At 68.1% G+C, this 20051-nt stretch carries 21 protein-coding genes; 14 read left to right on the top strand and 7 right to left on the bottom strand.

Annotated features, from left to right (window positions below; translation table 11 throughout):
* Nucleotides 1-248: 248 nt before the first annotated feature.
* From N5I32_RS09185 to secG, 3 genes are all read right to left on the bottom strand, one after another.
* Nucleotides 249-587 carry a hypothetical protein gene (locus N5I32_RS09185; RefSeq protein WP_261495106.1) on the bottom strand — a complete coding sequence of 113 codons (339 nt, stop codon included), beginning with the start codon at nucleotides 585-587 and terminating at the stop codon, nucleotides 249-251.
* 168 nt (nucleotides 588-755) lie between these two features.
* Nucleotides 756-2399, bottom strand: coding sequence for a CTP synthase (pyrG, locus tag N5I32_RS09180; RefSeq protein ID WP_261495105.1), 1644 nt, complete (start codon nucleotides 2397-2399; stop codon nucleotides 756-758).
* 159 nt (nucleotides 2400-2558) lie between these two features.
* Nucleotides 2559-2936 (bottom strand): preprotein translocase subunit SecG, encoded by a 378-nt coding sequence (gene secG, locus N5I32_RS09175; protein WP_261495103.1) that lies wholly within the window; start codon nucleotides 2934-2936, stop codon nucleotides 2559-2561.
* Between the two features lie 150 nt (nucleotides 2937-3086).
* Here secG and N5I32_RS09170 point away from each other — a divergent pair, with 150 nt between their 5' ends.
* The 4 genes from N5I32_RS09170 (at nucleotide 3087) to N5I32_RS09155 (ending at nucleotide 7024) form a co-directional block, all read left to right on the top strand.
* Complete coding sequence (locus tag N5I32_RS09170; RefSeq protein WP_261495102.1) at nucleotides 3087-3797, top strand: glutathione S-transferase family protein; 711 nt, start codon at nucleotides 3087-3089, stop codon at nucleotides 3795-3797.
* Between the two features lie 12 nt (nucleotides 3798-3809).
* Nucleotides 3810-5186, top strand: a complete 1377-nt coding sequence (locus N5I32_RS09165; protein WP_261495097.1) for an L-serine ammonia-lyase — start codon at nucleotides 3810-3812, stop codon at nucleotides 5184-5186.
* 113 nt (nucleotides 5187-5299) lie between these two features.
* Nucleotides 5300-5989 carry a helix-turn-helix transcriptional regulator gene (locus N5I32_RS09160; protein WP_261495095.1) on the top strand — a complete coding sequence of 230 codons (690 nt, stop codon included), beginning with the start codon at nucleotides 5300-5302 and terminating at the stop codon, nucleotides 5987-5989.
* A 90-nt stretch (nucleotides 5990-6079) separates the two neighbouring features.
* Nucleotides 6080-7024 (top strand): DMT family transporter, encoded by a 945-nt coding sequence (locus N5I32_RS09155; RefSeq protein WP_261495093.1) that lies wholly within the window; start codon nucleotides 6080-6082, stop codon nucleotides 7022-7024.
* Here the strand turns inward: N5I32_RS09155 and N5I32_RS09150 are convergent.
* Nucleotides 6942-7652: a thiamine diphosphokinase gene (locus N5I32_RS09150; protein WP_261495091.1), complete on the bottom strand. Its 711-nt coding sequence runs from the start codon at nucleotides 7650-7652 to the stop codon at nucleotides 6942-6944. The genes N5I32_RS09155 and N5I32_RS09150 overlap by 83 nt on opposite strands.
* A gap of 141 nt (nucleotides 7653-7793) precedes the next feature.
* Here N5I32_RS09150 and N5I32_RS09145 point away from each other — a divergent pair, with 141 nt between their 5' ends.
* Nucleotides 7794-9488 carry a hypothetical protein gene (locus N5I32_RS09145; RefSeq protein ID WP_261495090.1) on the top strand — a complete coding sequence of 565 codons (1695 nt, stop codon included), beginning with the start codon at nucleotides 7794-7796 and terminating at the stop codon, nucleotides 9486-9488.
* Between the two features lie 3 nt (nucleotides 9489-9491).
* Here N5I32_RS09145 and N5I32_RS09140 read toward each other — a convergent pair whose 3' ends face one another.
* Both N5I32_RS09140 and N5I32_RS09135 read right to left on the bottom strand, forming a co-directional pair.
* On the bottom strand, nucleotides 9492-9725 hold the full coding sequence (locus N5I32_RS09140; RefSeq protein ID WP_261495089.1) for a DUF2842 domain-containing protein: 234 nt from the start codon (nucleotides 9723-9725) through the stop codon (nucleotides 9492-9494).
* Nucleotides 9726-9729: 4 nt separating this feature from the next.
* Nucleotides 9730-11028 carry an adenylosuccinate synthase gene (locus N5I32_RS09135; protein WP_261495088.1) on the bottom strand — a complete coding sequence of 433 codons (1299 nt, stop codon included), beginning with the start codon at nucleotides 11026-11028 and terminating at the stop codon, nucleotides 9730-9732.
* Between the two features lie 97 nt (nucleotides 11029-11125).
* Here N5I32_RS09135 and N5I32_RS09130 point away from each other — a divergent pair, with 97 nt between their 5' ends.
* The 9 genes from N5I32_RS09130 to N5I32_RS09090 all read left to right on the top strand — a co-directional run bounded on the left by N5I32_RS09130 (nucleotide 11126) and on the right by N5I32_RS09090 (nucleotide 18795).
* Nucleotides 11126-11512 carry a VOC family protein gene (locus N5I32_RS09130; RefSeq protein WP_261495087.1) on the top strand — a complete coding sequence of 129 codons (387 nt, stop codon included), beginning with the start codon at nucleotides 11126-11128 and terminating at the stop codon, nucleotides 11510-11512.
* A gap of 98 nt (nucleotides 11513-11610) precedes the next feature.
* Nucleotides 11611-12399: a ribose-5-phosphate isomerase RpiA gene (rpiA, locus tag N5I32_RS09125; RefSeq protein WP_261495968.1), complete on the top strand. Its 789-nt coding sequence runs from the start codon at nucleotides 11611-11613 to the stop codon at nucleotides 12397-12399.
* A 7-nt stretch (nucleotides 12400-12406) separates the two neighbouring features.
* Complete coding sequence (gorA, locus tag N5I32_RS09120) at nucleotides 12407-13765, top strand: glutathione-disulfide reductase (protein WP_261495086.1); 1359 nt, start codon at nucleotides 12407-12409, stop codon at nucleotides 13763-13765.
* A 68-nt stretch (nucleotides 13766-13833) separates the two neighbouring features.
* Nucleotides 13834-14961 (top strand): FtsH protease activity modulator HflK, encoded by a 1128-nt coding sequence (gene hflK, locus N5I32_RS09115; protein WP_261495085.1) that lies wholly within the window; start codon nucleotides 13834-13836, stop codon nucleotides 14959-14961.
* Complete coding sequence (gene hflC / locus N5I32_RS09110; RefSeq protein ID WP_261495084.1) at nucleotides 14961-15830, top strand: protease modulator HflC; 870 nt, start codon at nucleotides 14961-14963, stop codon at nucleotides 15828-15830. The genes hflK and hflC overlap by 1 nt, the downstream gene beginning before the upstream one ends.
* 4 nt (nucleotides 15831-15834) lie before the next feature.
* Nucleotides 15835-16038 carry a DUF2065 family protein gene (locus N5I32_RS09105; RefSeq protein WP_261495083.1) on the top strand — a complete coding sequence of 68 codons (204 nt, stop codon included), beginning with the start codon at nucleotides 15835-15837 and terminating at the stop codon, nucleotides 16036-16038.
* Nucleotides 16039-16135: 97 nt separating this feature from the next.
* Nucleotides 16136-17632, top strand: a complete 1497-nt coding sequence (locus tag N5I32_RS09100) for a DegQ family serine endoprotease (RefSeq protein ID WP_439648181.1) — start codon at nucleotides 16136-16138, stop codon at nucleotides 17630-17632.
* A gap of 147 nt (nucleotides 17633-17779) precedes the next feature.
* Complete coding sequence (locus tag N5I32_RS09095; RefSeq protein ID WP_261495082.1) at nucleotides 17780-18103, top strand: 2Fe-2S iron-sulfur cluster-binding protein; 324 nt, start codon at nucleotides 17780-17782, stop codon at nucleotides 18101-18103.
* Nucleotides 18103-18795, top strand: a complete 693-nt coding sequence (locus N5I32_RS09090; protein ID WP_261495081.1) for an FG-GAP repeat domain-containing protein — start codon at nucleotides 18103-18105, stop codon at nucleotides 18793-18795. The genes N5I32_RS09095 and N5I32_RS09090 overlap by 1 nt, the downstream gene beginning before the upstream one ends.
* 64 nt (nucleotides 18796-18859) lie before the next feature.
* On the opposite strand, the gene N5I32_RS09085 is transcribed toward N5I32_RS09090, so the two are convergent.
* Nucleotides 18860-19966, bottom strand: a complete 1107-nt coding sequence (locus N5I32_RS09085) for a pyridoxal phosphate-dependent aminotransferase (RefSeq protein ID WP_261495080.1) — start codon at nucleotides 19964-19966, stop codon at nucleotides 18860-18862.
* Nucleotides 19967-20051: the final 85 nt, after the last annotated feature.

Here is a 20051-nt window from a genome sequence, read left to right as displayed (position 1 = left end):
TGATCAGACGGGGCGGAGAACCCGCACGGACGGAATGCCCGAGGACCGGCAGGCGAAGGCCCGGTGGACCTTCGCCCGGTCCGAATGCCCGGAGGCGCAAGCCGCAGGGCAAGGGCGGCTCCGCTGGCGCCGGACGGTTGGGAAATCGGACGAGAGTGGGACGCAGGATGCGTGACTTCACGCGCCGATTCGTGGAACGGAATGGTGCGTACGAACACGTATCCTACGGGGCGTAGCTCGCTACGGAACTATTGTGACATGGCGGCGCGCATGTTCGCGAACTGCGTTTCACACTCACGCTTCCAGAAGCTCGCCATATCCGTTTCTGCAAGTTCCCGCGATACATAGATCGTCGCGTCATGCGCCCATGTGTCTATCTGTTCGGGCGCTATGCCTGAATCAAGAAGAAAGTCGACCGCAGTTTCAGTCGCCGCAACATCAAGCCCCGATTGGTGCCCAGCAAACATGCAGGCGAATATCGCCGGAATGCGACTGTCCGGGTCATTGAACTCATCTGATTGATAGGGAATGGTTTGTGCGTAGCCGTAGCCACCTGAATTCACCGAGAAGAGCGCCAGCAGACACACGGCCGCGCCATACCTCCTCTTCACGTTTTTGCTCCAAGTTGCATCACATTTGGTCGCTGCCGATCCTGGAACATTAGCGGCATTTGGTACGAAGGGAAGTTAAAAACCAAAGTTGCCCAGCCCTTTCGAATACTGGTGAACTTCGGAGCCTCGACAAATCTCCCCCCCTCACACCAACCGCTCCACCTCCTTCGCCGCTCGCACGAAATCCGCAAACAGCGGATGCGGGGCGAAGGGTTTGGATTTCAGTTCCGGGTGGAACTGCACGCCGATGAACCAGGGGTGGTCCTTCCACTCGACGATCTCGGGAAGCCGTCCGTCGGGCGACATGCCGGAGAAGATCAGACCGCAGCTTTCCAGCTTCTCGCGGTACTTGATGTCCACCTCGTAGCGGTGGCGGTGGCGTTCCTCGATCTCGGTCGCGCCGTAGACGCCGGCCACTTTCGAGCCGGGCTTGAGATGCGCGGTATAGGCGCCAAGGCGCATCGTGCCGCCCTTGTCGTCGTCCGCGCGGCGCGAGACCATGTGGTTGCCCTGCACCCATTCCTTGAGGTGGTAGACGACCGGCTCGAACCGCTTCTCGCCCTTCTCGTGGTCGAACTCCTCGGACCCGGCGCGGGTCACACCGGCGAGGTTGCGCGCCGCCTCGATCACCGCCATCTGCATGCCAAGGCAGATGCCGAGGTAGGGCACGCCCTTCTCGCGCGCGAACTGGGCGGCCTTGATCTTGCCCTCGGTGCCGCGCTCGCCGAAGCCGCCGGGGACGAGGATGGCGTGGAACCGTTCGAGCCAGGGCGCGGGGTCCTCCCGCTCGAAGATCTCGGCGTCGATCCATTCGGCCTTGACGCGTACGCGGTTGGCCATGCCGCCGTGGGTCAGCGCCTCTGCGATGGATTTGTAGGCATCCTCCAGCTGGGTGTACTTGCCGACGATGGCCACCCGCACCTCGCCCTCGGCATGGGTCAGGCGGTCCATCACGTCTTCCCACCGCGCGAGGTTCGGGCGCGGCGCGGGCGAGATGCCGAAGGCGTCGAGCACGGCCTGGTCAAGCCCGGCGCGGTGATAGGCCAGCGGCGCCTCGTAGATGGTGGAAAGGTCGTAGGCGGGGATCACCGCCTCTTGCCGGACGTTGCAGAACAGCGCGATCTTGGCGCGTTCCTTGTCCGGGATCGGGTGTTCGGACCGGCAGACGAGCACATCGGGCGCAAGGCCGATCGACTGCAGTTCCTTGACCGAGTGCTGGGTGGGCTTGGTCTTCAACTCGCCCGATGCGGACAGGTAGGGCAGCAGCGTCAGGTGCATCAGGATCGACTGGCCGCGCGGGCGCTCATGGATGAACTGGCGGATCGCCTCGAAGAAGGGCAGCCCCTCGATGTCGCCGACGGTGCCGCCAATCTCGCACAGCATGAAGTCGACCTCGTCCTCCCCGATCCTGAGGAAGTCCTTGATCTCGTTGGTGACGTGGGGGATGACCTGGATCGTCTTGCCAAGGTAGTCGCCGCGGCGCTCCTTCTCCAGCACGTTGGAATAGATCCGGCCCGAGGAGATGGAATCGGTCTTGCGGGCATGGACGCCGGTGAAGCGTTCGTAATGCCCGAGGTCGAGGTCGGTTTCCGCGCCATCGTCGGTGACGAAGACCTCGCCGTGCTCGAACGGCGACATCGTGCCGGGGTCGACGTTCAGGTAGGGGTCGAGTTTCCGGAGCCGCACCGAATAGCCGCGCGCCTGCAGAAGCGCGCCAAGCGCCGCCGAGGCCAGCCCCTTCCCAAGCGAAGAGACCACGCCACCGGTGATGAAGACGTAACGCGCCATGGTTCGGATGCCCCCGTGAATGCCTCAAGATTCTTGGTTTCGCCAAAGCGCCGGGGCCTCGGCATCACGGGATTCAAGCCTTAACAGATTCGCAGCCTGCCCGCAACAGGACCGCAAGGTCTAGTGGGCCGTCCGGACGGCCGGATCAAAGGGTTGTGGTCAGTCGAGCGAAGGCGGCGTCAGCGGCGCGTCACCGGCCGCCGGGGCCTGCGTGCCGTCGGTGCTGGAGGGCGGCAGAAGGTCGCCGGTCGGCACCGCCGGGGCCACGGGCGCGTCGGCCGGCGCCTCGGTCACGGGCTGGTCGACGACCGAGGTGCCTTCGGACTTCTGTGCCGCGATCAGCGTCAGCGCGATCGAGGTCGTGATGAAGGCGATCGCCAGCGCCCAGGTCAACTTGGTCAGCGCGTTGGCCGCGCCGCGCGCGCTCATCGCGCCGCCGCCGGACAGAAGCCCGCCTCCCTCCGACCGCTGCAGCAGCACCACGCCGATGAGCATGAGCGCGAGGATCAGATGGACGGTGAGAATGACGTTTTCCATCGGGACCGGGTCCTGTTTCGGGCTGACGCGCCTATCTAGGCGCATGGCGTCCGGGGCGCAAGCCCGGAAGCGGTGCCCCGCCAAGGTGCGCCATCGCGGCAAGAAACGTCGCTTTCGCGCTTCTCCCCGGCCTTTCGTCCGGCGATAAGCATGGGCAGGGAGACCGCCATGTATGTCCTGCACTACGCCCCCGACAACGCCTCGCTGATCGTCCGGCTGGCGCTGATGGAACTGGACCAGCCCCATCGCGCGGTGCTGGTGGACCGGCGCGTGCGGGCGCAGGACGGCGCGGCCTACCGCCGTCTCAATCCCAACGGCCTGATCCCCGCACTGGAAACGCCCGAGGGGGCGCTGTTCGAGACCGGGGCAATCCTTCTCTGGCTCTCCGAGCGTCACGGGGCACTCGCGCCGCAGCCGGGCGACCCGGCGCGGGGCGATTTCCTCAAGTGGCTGTTCTTCGTGTCGAACACGCTTCACGCCGATGCGCGGCTGGCCTTCTACGCCGACCGCCATGCGGGGCAGGGCGCGGACGTGGCGGCGTTCCTGGCGGCAACGCAGGACCGCATCGCCGGCCACCTCGCGCTGCTGGACGCCATGGCGGCCACCCGGCCCGCGTGGTTTTCGCCCGATGTGCCCTCGGTCCTGACGCTCTACGTCTCCTGCCTCCTGCGCTGGCTGGCGCTTTACCCGGCCGAGACGCTGGGCTGGCTCGACCTCGCGCGGTACCCGGCCCTTCACGCCGTCGCCGCCGCGACCGAGCGTCGGCCCTCCGCCCGCCAGGCCGCCTTGATCGAGGGGCTGGGCGACACGATCTTCACCGCACCCTCCTACGCATGCCCGCCCGAGGGCAGCGCGACCTGAAAGGATCGCCAAATGTTTCTGTCCGTCTTCGACATGTTCAAGGTGGGTGTCGGCCCTTCGTCGTCGCACACGATGGGGCCGATGGTGGCGGGGTCGCGCTTTCTGGACCTCCTGCGCGCCTCGCCCTTCCATCCCGCGGGCCTCAGGGCCTCGCTCCACGGCTCGCTCGCCTTCACCGGCAAGGGTCACGCGACCGACCGGGCGACGATCCTTGGCCTTGCGGGCTTCGTTCCCGAAACTTACGACCACGATAAGGCTGAGGCGGCGCTTGCCGCCATCGCCGCGACCGGCACGGTGACGCCGCCCGGCCTGCCAGTCCTGGCCTTCGACCCCGCGAAGGACCTGGCGTTCGACTACGGCCCCGCGCTGCCCGGCCATGCCAACGGCATGATCCTGATGGCCACCGATGCGCAGGGCGACGTTATCCTACAGGAAACCTACTATTCCATCGGCGGCGGCTTCGTCCTGACGGCGGCAGAGGCGGACAGCGCCGACAAGGTCGCGGCCAAGCCCTCGGGCTGTCCGCATCCGTTCCAGACCGCGGCGGAAATGCTCGACATGGCGAAGGCATCGGGCAAGTCCATCGCCCAGATGAAGCGCGCGAACGAACTGCACTTCCGCTCCGCCCGCGACCTGGACGAAGGCATGGCGCGGCTCTGGCAGGTGATGAACGACTGCATCGAACGCGGCCTTGCAACCGACGGCATCCTGCCGGGCGGGCTGAAGGTGCGCCGCCGCGCGAAGGCGATCCACGAGGCGCTTCTGGCCGAACGCGGCATGAACCTGACCGCGCCGCACACGATCAACGACTGGATGAGCGTCTATGCCATGGCGGTGAACGAGGAGAACGCCGCCGGCGGCCAGGTGGTGACCGCGCCGACCAACGGGGCGGCCGGGGTGCTGCCCGCGGTCATCCGCTACTGGCTGGACCATGTGCCGGGCGCGACGCCTTCGAAGGTCGGGGATTTCCTTCTGACGGCAGCGGCCATCGGCGGGCTCTGCAAGCACAACGCCTCGATCTCGGGCGCCGAATGCGGCTGCCAGGCCGAGGTCGGATCGGCTGCGGCGATGGCGGCGGCGGGGCTGTGCGCGGTCATGGGCGGCACGCCGGAGCAGGTTGAAAACGCGGCCGAAATCGCGCTCGAACATCATCTCGGCATGACCTGCGACCCTGTGAAGGGGCTGGTGCAGGTGCCCTGCATCGAAAGGAACGGCCTTGGCGCGATCAAGGCCGTCTCCGCCGCCTCGCTGGCGCTTCGGGGCGACGGCCAGCACCTCGTGCCGCTCGACGCCGCGATCGAGACGATGTGGCAGACGGGCCGGGACATGCACGAGAAGTACAAGGAAACCTCGCTCGGCGGGCTCGCCGTCAACGTGCCGAACTGCTGAGGTCGTGACTGGTCGTCCGGCGGGCCGCAGCCTCGCCCTTGTCATGGCGCGCATCCCGAGAGATCCTGCTGACATCTGATTGTCAGCAGGGAATCGCGGGGAACTCCGGCGCCATGAAACCGACCCGGATGCTTGAGATCATTGCGCTTTTGCGGGCGCACCGGTGCGCCCTGACGGCCGAAGAGATCGCCGGGCGGCTGGGCGCCTCGCGGCGCACGATCTACCGCGATATCGCCAGCCTTCAGGCGATGGGGGTGCCGGTCGACGGGGCGGCGGGCCTTGGCTACGTGCTGCGTCCGGGTTTCGACCTGCCGCCGCTGAATTTCACATCGGATGAGATCGAGGCGATCATCGTCGGCTTGGCATTGTTGCCGCGCACCGGCGACAGGGGGCAGGTCGCGGCGGCGCAGTCCGTCGCGGCGAAGATCGCGGCCGCGCAGCCCGCGCGCAAGCGTGTCGGCTTGGGCGCGTCTCCGGGCGCGTCCGGCTGGCACGGGATGCCGCCCGCCGCCACCGAACCCGCGCTCCTCCGCCGCGCAATCCGGGAAGAACGTCGGCTTGCCATCGCCTACCGCGACGCCGACGGGCGGGTGACCCACCGGTCCGTGCTGCCGGTCGCGCTGATCCATTATGCCGACGCGGTCGTATTGGCCGCCTGGTGCGAACTGCGCGAGGATTTCCGCCATTTCAGACTGGACCGGATCGAGGATTGCGTGCTTCCCGGCGGCGGCTTCACCGGGCGCGGCGCGGCGCTCAGGGCGGGCTGGGCCGCGCGCATGCCCACGGCGCCCGTGCCCGCCTGACCAGCGCCTCGCGGGGGCGTTCATGGGGACGATTGTATCCGGCACATTTTCCCCATGGACGGCCCTGCGGCGGCGCGGTAGCGGGAAGCCATGAACCCGAACGACCGTATCCTGCCCGGCGTCACGCTGATGATCGGCTTTTGCGTCTTTGCGCCGCTGATCGACGTTGCCTCCAAGCTTGCCGCCGCCGAGGTCTCGGTCGGCGTGATCGCGCTTGGCCGCTTTGTCGTGCAGGCCGCGCTGATGCTGCCCGTCGTGCTGTGGCTGGGCCTGCCGCTGCGGCTCACGCCGTCGGCGCTGCGGCTGACGACGCTGCGCGCGGTGATGCTGATCCTGTCGACCTATTGTTTCGTTGCCGCCGTCAAGGTGATGCCGATTGCCGACGCACTCGCCATCGCCTTCGTCGAGCCCTTCGTCATCCTGCTGATCGGGCGGCTGGTGTTCGGCGAACATGTCGGTCCGCGCCGCCTGATCGCCTGCGCGGTGGGCTTCGGCGGCTCTCTCATGGTGATCCAGCCCTCGTTCGCGGTCTTCGGCCCGGTCGCGCTGTTCCCGCTGGGCACCGCGGTCAGCTTCGCGCTCTACATGCTGGTGACGCGCCGCCTCTCGCGTGAGGTGCATCCGGTGCCGATGCAGTTCCACACCGCGCTGGTGGCCGGTGTTCTCTGCCTGCCGCTGCTGGGTCTGGGAACCTGGGCCGGCGAACCGTCGCTCGACTTCACGCCGCCAAGGGGCATCTTCTGGCTTTGGGTGTTCTGCGTCGGTCTGGCCTCGGCGGTCAGCCACATGGCCATGACCTACGCGCTGAAGTTCGCGCCCTCATCGACGCTGGCGCCGCTCCACTACCTCGAGATCGTGACCGCAACCCTTTTCGGCTTCATGGTTTTCAGCGACTTCCCCGGCGGGTTGACCTGGGCGGGGATCGGCGTGATCGTGGGCTCGGGCCTTTACGTCATCCACCGCGAGCGGCAGCTTGTCCGGCAGGCGCGGCTGGATCACCCCACTCCGGTCGCAGCGCCGCAATCGCCGCTCTGAGGGCGGCCCGCGGCAGGATCACCAGCATCCCCGCGCTGTCGAATTCCATCTCGACCCGCCCCGTCGCCTCGTTCGAGGTGCCGATCCGCCCGCCGGGCGCAAGCGTCAGCCCGGCGATCGGCCAGCGCAGGCCGTCGGAGCGGCCGGTAACCTCGGCCATCGGAAAGAGCGACACACGCGTGCCTGGATCAAGGTCGAGCGCGAGGCGCGCGGGCGCGTGAAAGATCACGTCCTGCCGGCCCAGAAGCAGGCAGGCGCTGCGCGGATTGCGCGCCAGCGCGTTGCAGGCCGACAGCGAATGATCGAATCGCGGTCCGGTGAAACCCAACCCCAGAACGAAGGGCGCATCGAGCCGCCGAAGGCATTTTTCGAAGTCGGTGGTTTCCTGTTCGGCAACAAAAAGCACACGCTCGGGGGGCATGTCGGCCAGCTTCCGCCGATCCGCGCTGTCGAGGTCGCCGACGACCCATTCGGGGCTGTGTCCGTGGGCCCATGCCACATTCGCGCCACCATCGGCCGCTACGATCACGGGAGCGAGCAACAAAGCCTCCGCCAGGGTCTCGTGATCGACCTCACCGCCGCCCAGAAGCGTGATCGGTTGCGAGAAAGGGGGCAATACGGGTGACATGGCCAAATTGATGACGATTGGGGCAAAGAAAGGCAATCCGAGCCTGAAAGAATCCTTCCTTTTTCCTATATGTCATCATTCAAAGGGGCCAGTATCGGGTAAGCCCTTCCGGGGCATGGTGGGTGTCGGACGAGAATGACGATGGTCAGTGCGAACAAGATCCTTACGGTGTCCTACGGAACCTTCTCCTGCACGTTGGAGGGGTTTGACGAGCCGTTCGGCACGATGCGGGCCATTGCCGAGTATTTCCGCGACCTTGCCGCGCAGGACCGGTATTTCGGTGCCGAGCCGCCCACGCCGGATACCGAGATGCTGCACCGGATCGCCGAACGCGAGGTGCGCCGCCGGGTCGAGGCGCGGGTGGATGGCGAAGGCATCGTGCTGCGTGCCGCCGAACCCGACGAGACAGCCGCGGGCGAGGTGCCCGCAACCCCAGAGGTCGCAGCCCCGGTGGCCGCCCCATCCCCTGCCGAAACCGCCGCCGAAAAGCTCAGACGCCTGCGCGCCGCCGTGGCGGAAGCCGAGGCGGCCCTTGGCGCCGAGGCCGCGGCCGAGCCCGCGCCGGCCTTTCCGGCCGAGGCCCCAGCGGTCGATTTCGGTTATGACCTCGATGTCGGCGGGCCGGGAGTTGAAGCGGCCGGGCACGCCGACGAGGAAGAGTACTACGAGGACGAGGACGCCGCGGGAATTCCCGCCCCCGTGACGGGTGCCGCGCGCGCCGCCCCCCCGGCTGCGGACGCGGCGGGACCGGCGACGCTGCCCAATCTTGCCGCACGCCTTCGCGCCTATGAGGCCGAGGCACCCTATCTGCGTGGCGGCCAGCGCCCGCCCGCATCCCCGCGCCCGACGCCCAAGGTGGATGAGGATCTGCTGCGCCGCGTGACCGAGGAAAGCAGGGTGGTGGAGGAGGAGACGCCGGCCGCGGACGCGGTTCCCGGGCGTTCCATCCTCGAAAAGGCCTCGGCCGACGACGAGACGGCGGTCGCCCGCCTCATGGACGAGGCGCGCAGCAAGCTCGAGGGGCCGGAAAGCAGGCGGCGCCTGTCCGCCATCTCGCACATGAAGGCGGCCGTCGCGGCCACGGTCGCGGATCGTCGTTTCAAGTCCGACGCCGAAAGTGCCGCGCCCGAAGTGGATGAGGACGCCTATCTCGACCGCTACCGCGAGGATCTTTCGCGCGTGGTCCGCCCCAAGTCGCGGTCGTCGGCCGGTGGCCCTTCGGGGCCGGATGCCGGATCGGGGCCATCGTCGGCCTCCGCGCCCTCGGCTCCCTCCGCGCCCTCGGCTCCCGAACCCGCACCGGAGGCGGCAGAGGCAAGGGACGCGTCCGCCGCCCCCGGTGAAGCAAAGGCCCCGGCCCCCGAAGCCGGCCCGGCACGCGCGCCCGAGGCGCCGCCGCTTGTCCTCGTGTCCGAGCAGCGCATCGCCCGGGCCGCGGATGAGATGCCGCCCTCGGCCGCGCGCCGCCGCACCTCGGTTCCCACCCGCATCCTGCCCGAGAGCGAGGTGATCGTTCCGCGCCGCCGCATCCGGCCGGAGGACGCCGGAAGTTTCGCGGAATTCGCCGAACTGCTGGGTGCGTCCGACCTGTCGGACCTGCTGGAAGCCGCGGCGGCTTATGCCGCGGCGATCGAGGGCACGCCCCACTTTTCGCGGCCGCAGTTGTTGCGCAAGGTCGCGACCGTCAGCGACAAACCGGATTTCAGCCGCGAGGACGGGCTGCGGTCGTTCGGCATGCTGCTCCGGCAGGGCAAGATCCAGAAGGTCCGCCGTGGCCAGTTCACGATCACCGAGGCCTCGCGCTTTCTCAGCGATGCCAAGCGGGGCTCGCGCTAGCGATCAGTCCCGGCGCGCGTCGGGGTCTTCCTTGCCGACCCCGCGGAAAACCGACCGGAACGGCAGCACCCAGAGGAACCCGAGGGCGACGTAAAGCGCCGCCTCGGCCCAGATCGGCAGCCGCCCGAAGCGGGCGCCAAGCCAGTTGGCCAGCGTCACCGCAACGACGATGTAGACGGGCAGCCCGACCAGCAGGATCAGAAGCGACAGGCGGCGGCGCGCACGGTAGGACAGCATTGGCTCAGTCCGCGAAGGGGTCGGTGACAAGGATCGTGTCGTCGCGCTCGGGGCTGGTGGACAGCAGCGCGACAGGGCACTGGATCAGCTCCTCGATCCGGCGGACATACTTGATCGCCGCGCCGGGCAGGTCGGCCCAGCTGCGCGCGCCCTCGGTGCTTTCGCTCCAGCCCTCGATCTCCTCGTAGACCGGCACGCAGCGCGCCTGCTGGTCGGCGGCGGTCGGCAGGTAGTCGAGCCGCTGGCCGTCAAGGTCGTAGCCCACGCAGATCTTCAGCGTCTCGAACCCGTCGAGCACGTCGAGCTTCGTCAGCGCGATGCCGTTGATCCCCGAGATGGCGCAGGTCTGTCGCACCAGCGCCGCATCGAACCAGCCGCAACGGCGCTTGCGCCCGGTGACGGTGCCGAATTCGCGCCCGCGCGTGCCGAGACGCTCGCCATCCGCATCGTGCAGTTCGCTCGGGAACGGGCCTTCGCCCACGCGGGTCGTGTAGGCCTTCACGATGCCAAGGACGAAGTCGATGGCGTTGGGGCCAAGGCCCACGCCCGTCGCCGCCTGTCCGGCGATCACGTTGGAGGAGGTGACGAAGGGATAGGTGCCGAAGTCGATGTCGAGAAGCGAGCCCTGCGCCCCCTCGAACAGGATGCGCTTGCCGGCCCGGCGCGCCTCGTTCATCACCTTCCAGACCGGGGCGGCGTATTGCAGGATCTCCGACGCGATCTCCTGCAGCATGGCGATGAGGGCGCGGCTGTCGATCGGGTCAAGGCCAAGCCCCGCGCGCAGCGCGTTGTGGTGGACCAGCGCGCGTTCGACCCGCAGTTCCAGCGTCGCGGTGTCGGCAAGGTCCGCGACGCGGATCACCCGGCGGCCGACCTTGTCCTCGTAGCAGGGGCCGATGCCGCGCCCGGTGGTGCCGATCTTGGCCTTCGATCCGGTCGCCTGCGCCTCGCGCGCGCGGTCAAGTTCGCCGTGGTAGGGCATGATCAGCGGGGTGTTTTCCGCGATCATCAGCGTGTCGGGCGTGATGGTGACGCCCTGTTCGCGGATCGCGGCGATTTCCTTGACCAGATGCCAGGGGTCGAGCACGACGCCGTTGCCGATGACCGACAGCTTGCCGCCGCGCACCACCCCCGAGGGCAGCGCGTTCAGCTTGTAGACCTTGCCGCCGATGACAAGCGTGTGGCCCGCGTTGTGTCCGCCCTGGAAGCGCGCGATCACGTCGGCGCGTTCGGAAAGCCAGTCGACGATCTTGCCCTTGCCCTCGTCGCCCCACTGGGCACCCACGACAACCACATTGGCCATGATCCGGTCCTTGCATCTGAGACAAACCCCGCATCCTATAGCGACCGCGTCCACGGGACGGAACAGCAAAATGGCCGCAGGAGGGCCGGGGGGAGCCATGTTTCTTTACATCACGATCGGCACTAACGATCTGGCACGCGCAAAGCGGTTCTACGACGCCGTCATGCCCACGCTCGGGTTCGAATCCGGCGCGGAGCTTGACGAGGAGATCGGCTTTCGCAAACCGGGGGAGCGGATCCGCTTCTGGGTCACGCGGCCCTTCGACGGGCGCCCCGCGACGGTGGGTAACGGCTCCATGCCGGCCTTCGACGCGGCGGACCGGGCGGCCGTCGACGCCTTCCACCGCGCGGCGCTCCAGAATGGCGGCACCGACGAGGGCGCGCCGGGCCTCAGGCCCTACAGCCCCCATTTCTACGCCTGCTACGTGCGCGACCCCGACGGCAACAAGATCTCTGCCGTGTGCGACCGCGACGTGGGGTCCTGACGCGGTGGACGCCGTGCCGCGCGGTGTCCCGGCAAATGTCGCTCGCACCCGGCGCCGAGATTTCCTATAACGCGCGCGCCACGCCCGAGGAGAATGCGATGCCCGAGAACCTGTCCCAGATCGACCAGGCCAAGGCCAATGCCGCGCGCAAGGCGGTCGAGTTCGTCGAAAGCGGCATGAAGGTGGGGCTGGGAACCGGATCGACCGCCGCATGGATGGTTCGCCGCCTGGGCGAGCGTATCCGCGACGAAGGGCTTCAGATCGTCGGCGTCCCGACCTCGGGCCGCACCGCAGCGCTTGCGCGCGAGGTGGGCATCAGGGTCATCACGCTTGACGAGGCGAAGTGGCTCGACCTGACCATCGACGGGGCTGACGAGTTCGACGCGGAAATGAACCTGATCAAGGGCGGCGGCGGCGCGCTCCTGCAGGAAAAGATCGTGGCCACCGCCTCGGACAAGATGATCGTGATCGCGGACGCGGCCAAGGAAGTTGCCCATCTCGGGGCCTTCCCGCTGCCGGTCGAGGTCATCCCCTTCGGCGCCGAGGTCACCCGCGGTCTGGTCGAGGAACTGCTGGGCGCCTTCGACGTGATGGGGCGGCGGACCACGATCCGGATGAGCGGGGACGAGCCGTTCCGCACCGATGAGGGCAACCTCATCATCGACCTGCATCTCGGGCGGATCGGAAACCCCCGGCAACTGGCGCTGATGCTCAATCAGGTGCCCGGCGTGGTTGAAAACGGGCTTTTCGTGGATATCTGCGACAGGATCGTGATCGGTCATGCCGACGGCCGGGTCGAGGTGCGCGACATCCACGACCTGTCGATCGAGGTGTCGGAAACACTGATCGCGGAGACCGGCAACATATTCTCGAACATCGGGGACTGAACCCTTCATGGAATTCGATTTCGATCTTTACGTCATCGGCGGCGGCTCGGGCGGTGTGCGGGCCGCCCGCATCGCCTCGAGCGAATACGGCGCCCGCGTCGCAATCGCCGAGGAATACCGCATGGGCGGGACCTGCGTCATCCGCGGCTGCGTTCCCAAGAAACTGATGGTCTTCGCCTCGTCCTATGCCGGGCAGATGTCGGATGCGCGCGCCTATGGCTGGGACGTGGCGCCGGGCGGCTTCGACTGGACGGCCTTCCGCGCGAAGCTCGACGTGGAGCTTGACCGGCTCGAAGGCGTCTATCGCGCGGGGCTGGTGAAGGCGGGGGTCACCATCCACGACGACCGCGCCGTGGTTGAGGATGCGCACACCGTGCGGTTGGCCGGCGGCGCACGATTCACCGCGAAACACATCCTGATCGCCACCGGCGGCCAGCCCTCGGTGCCCGAGGCGGCGCGCGCGGTCGGCGTGATGACCTCGAACGAGATCTTCAAGATGGACCGGCTGCCGAAGTCTGTCCTGATCGTTGGCGGTGGCTTCATCGCCTGCGAATTCGCCTGCATCCTGAACGGCATGGGGGTCGAGGTCACGCAGTTCTACCGCGGCGAGCAGATCCTGCGCGGCTTCGACGGCGAGGCCCGCGGCCACGTCGCCGATCAGATGCGCGAGGGGGGCGTGAACCTGCACCTCGGCACCGATGTGATGGAAATGCGCGCCGCCGCGGGCGGGACCTGGGTCATGTCGACCGACGGGCACGAACGGGTGTTCGAAAAGGTCATCTACGCGACCGGGCGCGCGCCCAACACGCGCGGCCTCGGCCTGGAAGATGCGGGCGTGAAGCTTGGCCGCAAGGGCGAGGTGATCGTCGACGGCTGGAGCCAGACCTCGGTTCCCTCGATCTATGCGGTGGGAGACGTGACCGACCGCATCAACCTGACCCCGATCGCGATCCGCGAGGGGCACGCCTTTGCCGATACCGTCTTCGGAGCGAAGCCGACGAAGCCCGATCACGAACTGGTCGCCTCGGCCGTCTTTACCCAGCCCGAGCTTGGCACCGTCGGCCTGACCGAGGAGGACGCGCGCGAACGGGGGCCGATCGAGGTCTATGCGACCGCGTTCCGGCCGATGCAGTCCGCCTTCGCCGGCCGCCCGGACCGGGTGATGATGAAGCTGATCGTCTGTGCGACCACGCGCAAGATCCTCGGGTGCCACATCGTCGCACCCGGGGCGGGCGAAATGATCCAGCTGGTGGCCATCGCGATCAAGATGGGCGCCACGAAAGAGGATTTCGACCGCACCGCGGCGGTGCATCCGGTCATGGCCGAAGAACTGGTCACGTTGCGCAAACCGGTCAGGACGGCTTGATTTTTCTGTCCTGCGACCCAGTTGGGATGCAGGATGAACACAACGTGCGAGAAAGAGGATAGGCATAGATGAGTGGTAGCGGAGGCCCCTGGGGCGGTGGCGGAGCAGGCGGCGGAGATGACGACGACCGGCCGACCCGCGGTCCCCGTCGTCCGTCCGGCGGCGCACAGATTCCCGAAATCGACGACATCATGCGCAAGGGAACCGAACGGCTCCGGGTGCTGATGGGCGGCCGGGGCGGCAGCGGACAGGGCGGCGGCGGTGATCAGCCAGGCCTGCCGCGCAGCACCTTCGCGCTGGCCGCTTTGGCCGCGGTGGCGCTCTGGTCCTACCAGAGCTTCTACACCGTCCGCCCCGAAGAACGCTCGGTCGAGCTGTTCCTCGGCAAGTGCAATTCGCCCTGTATCGGCGAACCGGGCCTGAACTTCGCCCCCTGGCCCATCGTCTTCCCCGAGAAGGTGCAGCTTTCGACCGAACGGACCGAGGATATCGGCGTCGGCCGGGGCGGGGCCGACGACAGCGGCCTGATGCTGACCGGGGACGAGAACATCGTGGACATCGACTTCCAGGTGGTCTGGAACGTCTCCGACCCTGAGAAGTTCCTGTTCAACCTGCGCGACCCGGAACTGACCATCAACGCCGTTGCCGAAGCCTCGATGCGCGAGATCATCGCGCAGTCGCAGCTTGCCCCGATCCTCAACCGTGACCGCGGCGCCATTGCCGAACGGCTGAAGGACCTGATCCAGACCACGCTCGACAGCTACAATTCCGGCCTGAACGTGGTGCGCGTGAACTTCGACCGCGCCGACCCCCCGCGCGAGGTGATCGAGGCGTTCAAGAACGTGCAGTCGGCCGAACAGGAACGCGACCGGCTCCAGAAGGAGGCCGACGCCTACGCCAACACGGTCGTGGCCGGCGCGCGCGGCCAGGCCGCGCAGATCCTCGAGGAGGCCGAGGCCTACCGCGCCCAGGTGGTGAACCAGGCCGAGGGTGAGGCCAGCCGCTTCTCCGCTGTTCTGGCGGAATATGAAAAGGCACCCGAGGTCACGCGCAAGCGCCTGTATCTGGAGACGATGGAAGAAGTGATGGGCCGGGTGGACAAGGTCATCATCGACGAAAATCAGGCCGGGCAGGGCGTCGTGCCCTATCTTCCCCTGAACGAACTGGGCCGCAAGCCTGTGGCGGAGGGCAACTGATGAACCGTGCCGCACTTCTCATTCCGGCTGTGGTGCTGGTGATCGCCGGTGCCTTGTCTGCCGTCTTCATCGTCGACGAAAAGGAAAAGGCGCTGGTCCTGCAGTTCGGCCAGATCAAGGCCGTGCGCGAGGAACCGGGGCTCTACTTCAAGGTCCCCCTGATCCAGGAAGTCGTGCGCTACGACGACCGCATCCTCGGCCTCGACGTCGAACCGCTCGAGGTCACGCCGCTCGACGACCGCCGCCTCGTGGTCGACGCCTTCGCGCGCTACCGCATCGACGATGTGCAGCGATTCCGTCAGGCTGTCGGCGCGGCGGGCCTGTCTTTGGCCGAAAGCCGCATCGACACCATCCTGCGCGCGCAGACGCGTGAGGTGCTGGGTTCGGTGACGTCTTCGGCGATCCTTTCGGCCGACCGCGCCTCGCTTGCGCAGCGCATCCGCGATGCCTCGCGTTCCGAGGCCGCGACCCTGGGGGTGGAGATCATCGACGTGCGCGTCAAGCGGACCGACCTGCCGGTGCAGAACCTCGATGCCACCTTCGCCCGCATGCGCGCCGAGCGCGAGCGTGAGGCCGCCGACGAGGTCGCGCGCGGCAAGGAGGCGGCGCAGCGCCTTCGCGCCCAGGCCGACCGCACCAGGGTAGAACTGGTCTCCGACGCGCAGCGCCAGTCCGAGATCATCCGGGGTGAGGCCGACGCCCGCCGCAACGCCGTCTTCGCCGAAGCCTACGGCGCGGACCCGGAGTTCTTCGACTTCTACCGCTCTCTCGCGGCCTATCGCGCCTCGCTTCTGGGCGGAAACTCGACCATGGTGATGGCGCCGGACAGCGAGTTCTTCAACTATCTCAAGTCCGACAAGGGGCAGTAGGCGGATGGGGGGCCTCGCTCTCCTTCTCCTGGGCATCGGGCTTGTTTTGACGCTGGAGGGGCTGGCCTTTGCGCTGGCCCCTTCGCGCATCGAGGATGCGCTCGACCTGCTGCGCCGCCTGCCGGCGGAGACGCGCCGCAACCTGGGGATTGCCGCCGCCGCACTCGGTCTCGCGCTCATTTGGCTTGCCCGCTTTCTGTCGGCCTGAGACACTGGCGACGCTCACGCGTGTTTGACGCAGCGGGCGCGGGTTTGATTCCTGCAGGGGCAACCCTACCTAGTATGACGGAGTAGGGCGGCGCCGGATGCGCCGCGAAAGACAAGGGGAAAGTGGAGTGGAACCTCAGGCCAAATCCATTGTGGTGCGTCGGGCCCTCGTGGCGCCTGCGCCGCGGTACCTGCTGGCGCTGTTCGCCGGGCTCATGCTTGCCCTGGCGCTGGCGCTTCAGGCAAGTGCTCGCGCCGCGCCGGAAAGCTTTGCCGATCTTGCCGACCAGGTCAGCCCGGCGGTCGTGAACATCACGACCTCGACCGTCGTCGCCGCGCCGACCGAGGGCGGACCGATCGTGCCCGAAGGTTCCCCGTTCGAGGATTTCTTCAACGATTTCGGCAATCAGGGGCCCGACGGCCCGCGCCGTTCGAATGCCCTGGGCTCCGGCTTCGTGATTTCCGAGGACGGCTACATCGTCACCAACAACCATGTCATCGAAGGCGCGGACGAGATCGAGGTGGAGTTCTTCTCGGGCAAGCGGCTGGACGCGACGCTGGTCGGGACCGACCCCAAGACCGACATCGCGCTTCTCAAGGTGGAAAGCCCGGAGCCGCTGGCCTTCGTCAGGTTCGGCGATTCGAACCTGATGCGCGTGGGCGACTGGGTGATGGCCATGGGCAACCCGCTTGGCCAGGGTTTCTCGGTCTCGGCCGGGATCGTGTCGGCGCGCAATCGTGAACTCAGCGGCACCTATGACGATTTCATCCAGACCGACGCGGCGATCAACCGCGGCAACTCGGGCGGGCCGCTCTTCAACATGTCGGGCGAGGTGATCGGCGTGAACACGGCGATCCTGTCGCCCAACGGCGGCTCGATCGGCATCGGCTTTTCCATGGCCTCGAACGTGGTGTCGCGCGTGGTTGATCAACTGCGCGAATTCGGCGAGACGCGGCGCGGCTGGCTTGGCGTGCGCATCCAGGACGTGACCCCGGACGTGGCCGAGGCCATGGGCCTCGCCGCGGCGAAGGGCGCGCTGGTCAGCGACGTTCCCGACGGGCCGGCAAAGGATGCGGGCATCCTTCCGGGCGACCTCATCACCAGCTTCGACGGTGCGGAAGTGACCGACACCCGTGACCTCGTCCGCCGCGTGGCCGACGCCGACGTGGGCAAGGCCGTGCGCGTGGTGGTCCTGCGCGAGGGCAAGAGCGAGACGCTTCTGGTCACGCTCGGCCGTCGCGAGGCGGCCGAGGCCGAGGAGACGGGGACGAGCGATGCGCCCCCCGCCGCCCCGGTGCAGAAGGACATCCTGGGGCTGACGCTGTCGGAAATGACCGACGAACTGGCCTCCGAACTCGGCCTTCCTGCGGGCAGCAGCGGCCTTGTCGTCACCGGCATCGACGAGACGAGCGAGGCCTATGGCAAGGGGCTGCGGTCGGGCGACGTGATCACCGAGGCCGGCCAGCAGGCGGTCGCCTCTGTCGCCGATCTCGAGGCGCGCATCGAGGAGGCGAAGGAGGCCGGGCGCAAGTCGCTTCTTCTGCTGATCCGGCGCGGCGGAGACCCGCGCTTCGTGGCGCTCACCGTCGAATAGGTGCGGCAATACCCGACCGGCGGGCGCCCATGGGGCGCCCGTTGTCGTTTCGGCAGGCCCGCAGCGACATCGTGCCGTCGCAGGGGGGCTGGAACCTGCCGCGTCACGGGACTAGATAGCCAATGACAGAGTCTTCAAGGGTGCAAGATGGCAAGGATCACCTACGTGGAATTCGGCGGCAAGGAACATGTCGTCGATGTGACCAACGGCATGACGGTCATGGAAGGCGCGCGCGACAACGGCATTCCGGGGATCGAGGCCGATTGCGGCGGTGCCTGCGCCTGTTCGACCTGCCACGTCTATGTCGATGCCGCCTGGGTGGAAAAGCTGCCGCGCAAGGACGCGATGGAAGAGGATATGCTCGATTTCGCCTACGAGCCCGATCCGGTCCGCTCGCGGCTGACGTGTCAGATCAAGGTCTCCGACGCGCTTGACGGGCTGAAGGTCTTCATGCCGGAAAAACAGATCTGATGCGCGGTGCGGCGATGGTGCTGGCCGTCGTCCTGGCCGGCACTTCCGCTGCCGCCGAGATCACCGGCGCGCGCTATGCCGATCCGACCGGGCGCTACGATCACGGCGCGCTTGGCGACGGGTTCGAATTCGGCGCGCTGGTGCTGGCGACGACCGCGGGCCGGCTGCGCCTGACGCTGCCGCAGGCGCGGGTTTTCGAGGACACCGCGCCGCGCCTTGCCGATCTGGACGGCGACGGCGCCCCCGAGGTCATCGTGGTCGAGACCGACATGGGCCGCGGGGCGCGGTTGTCGGTCTACGGCGAGGCCGGGCTGATCGCCGCCACCGGCTACATCGGCCGCACCCATCGCTGGCTTGCGCCCGTGGGTGCGGCGGATCTCGACGGCGACGGGACGGTCGAGATCGCCTATGTCGAGACGCCGCACCTGGGCCGGATCCTTCGGGTCGTGCGGCTGGAAGGCGACCGGCTGGTGCCGGTGGCAGAGGCCGCGGGCCTGACCAACCATCGGTACGGCGAGCCCGCCATCGAAGGCGGCATCCGGCGCTGCGGCGGGCGCCCGGCCATCGTCACGGCCGACGCCGGCTGGGAACATGTCGTTGCGACCGAACTGGTCGGCGGACGCCTGGTGTCGCGCCGGCTTGGCCCCTATCGGGGGCCGGACAGCCTGAAAACGCCGGCCGGCTGTTCCTGAGCAGGGCGGCAGGGCCGGGGCGCTGCCCCGGACCCCGGAGTATTTGCGCCAGAATGAAGAGGGGTCACGCGCGCGCGGCCGCGAGGGCTGCGGGCAGTGCCGCCGCGAAGGCGGCAAGGTCTTGCGGTCGGCCGGCGCTGACGCGGATGCAGCGGTCGTGCGGGGCGACGAAGGGCATGCGCACGAAAATGTCGCGCGCGACAAGTTCCGCAAGCACGCGGCGGGCGAAGGCGCCGTCACCGCCGCAGTCGATGGTGACGAAGTTGGTGGCGGAGGGCAGGGGGCGCAGACCGTTGTCGCGCGCGACCGCCGAGAGGCTTTCCCTGGCGGCTGCGACCCGCGCCTGCACCTGCGCCAGCCAATCCCCGTCGCCAAGTGCCGCAAGCGCGCCGACCTGGGCGATCCGGCCCATGCCGAAGTGGTTGCGGATCTTGTCGAAGGCCGCGATCAGCGGGGCCGCGCCGATGGCGTAGCCCACGCGCGCACCGGCCATGCCGTAGCCCTTGGAGAAGGTCCGCATGCGGATCACGCTCGCGTCCTCGGGGTCGATCGCGGGGGCGGTGCCGGAGGGGGCGAATTCGACATAGGCTTCGTCGAGCACCAGAAGCGTGCCGGGGGGGACGGCGGCGATCATCCGGGCGATGTTGTCGGCGCCGTGCCAGGACCCCATCGGGTTGTCGGGATTGGCGAGGTAGACAAGCTTCGCCCCGGTCTCGGCGGCGCGGGCCATCAGGGCCTCCGGGTCCTCGTGATCGCCCCGGTAGGGGACCTTGTGGAGAACCCCGCCGAAGCCCGCGACGTGGAAGTTGAAGGTGGGATAGGCCCCGTCCGAGGTCACCACCGCGTCGCCGGGGGCGACGAGCAGGCGGACGAGATAGCCCAGCAGCCCGTCGATCCCCTCGCCCACGACGATGTTGCCGGGCGCCACGCCATGATGGGCGGCGAGAGCGGCGCGCAGGTCGTGGTTCTCGGGGTCGCCGTACATCCAGACATCAGCCGCCGCCCGGGCCATAGCGGCGACGGCGCGGGGCGAGGGGCCGAAGACATTCTCGTTGGCGCCGAGGCGCGCCGCGAAGGGACGGCCGCGCGCGCGTTCCTGCGTCTCGGGGCCGACGAAGGGCACGGTGGCGGGAAGGCCGAGGGCGAGCGGGGTGAAGCGGGGTCCGGGCATGGGCCGAGGAGAAGCAGATAATCCCGGGCGCGGCAAGCGGCTTTGCCCGGGTCCCCTTGCCCTTGCCCGCGGCCGGGCGCAGTAA

The sequence above is a fragment of the Albidovulum sediminis genome (assembly GCF_025380365.1).
GTDB lineage: Bacteria > Pseudomonadota > Alphaproteobacteria > Rhodobacterales > Rhodobacteraceae > Albidovulum > Albidovulum sediminis.
Note: the sequence above shows the minus strand (reverse complement) of the source record. Positions and strands in the feature narration are given on the sequence as shown.